Below are 924 nucleotides of genomic sequence, written 5' to 3' on the forward strand. Positions count from 1 at the left end.
GGCGTGGGGCGGGCGTGGTGTTCATGGGCACGGCTCGGGAGGGGCGGCCCGGCGCCGCGCCCACGGGGCGCGTGCCGGACCGGCGGAGGGAAGGCGCGGGCGCGCCACAGCCGCGCATGATGGGCACGGCGCCGGTTCACGGCTTGTCGGATTCCGGCGCTTCCGCCGCGGAGGACGGCACAAGCCCGGCGCCCGGGCGGGCGCGGTTCAGCCGTGGCGCAGCTGCCGGTACTTGCTGGGGGTCATGCCGACCGTGGCCACGAAGCGCCGGGTGAAGGCGCTCTGGTCGGAGAAGCCGCAGGCCTGGGCGATGGAGGCGATGCTCTCCGGCCCGTGCAGGCGGTGCATGGCCGCCTGGATCCGGATCCGCGCCAGCAGCTGCAGCGGGGTCAACTGGAACACCTTCTGGAAGGTGCGCTCCAGCTTGGAGCGGGAGAAGCCGGTGATGGCCAGCAGGTCGTCCACCCGGATGTTCTCGGCGTAGTGCAGGTTCATGTGCACCAGCGCCTCGCGCAGGGACAGGTAGTCCGCCTCCACGCCCTCGCGGCTGGACAGGTCGCGGGAGATGCCGATGATCCCGGCGATCCGGCCGTCCACCCGCAGCGGCCGCTTGCAGGTCAGGCACCAGCCCGGCTCCTGGTCGGAGAACAGGTGCAGCTCCAGCAGGTTGTCGATCACCGCGCCGGCCAGCACCTGCTGGTCCTGCAGGCCGTAGTTGGCCCCCATCCCGCTCGGGTACACCTCGGCCGGGCGGCGGCCGATGATCTCCCGCCGCGAGCGCAGGTTCAGCCGCCGCAGCATGGTGGCGTTGACGTGGGTGTAGCGGCCCTCGCGGTCCTTGATGAAGAACAGCACGTCCGGGATCGAGTCGAACAGCGCCTCGACGTCGGCGGCGTCCACGGCGAGCGGGCTGGGCTTCACGGG

Annotated in this window: 1 protein-coding gene; it reads right to left on the reverse strand. The window is 72.4% G+C overall.

What is annotated here, in order from left to right; all coding sequences use genetic code 11:
* Positions 1–207: 207 nt before the first annotated feature.
* On the reverse strand, positions 208–921 hold the full coding sequence (locus CR938_RS14300; RefSeq protein ID WP_162125622.1) for an AraC family transcriptional regulator: 714 nt from the start codon (positions 919–921) through the stop codon (positions 208–210).
* Between the last annotated feature and the right edge of the window lie 3 nt (positions 922–924).

The organism is Pseudoxanthomonas taiwanensis (assembly GCF_010093135.1).
In the GTDB taxonomy this organism is placed as follows: Bacteria; Pseudomonadota; Gammaproteobacteria; order Xanthomonadales; family Xanthomonadaceae; genus Pseudoxanthomonas; species Pseudoxanthomonas taiwanensis.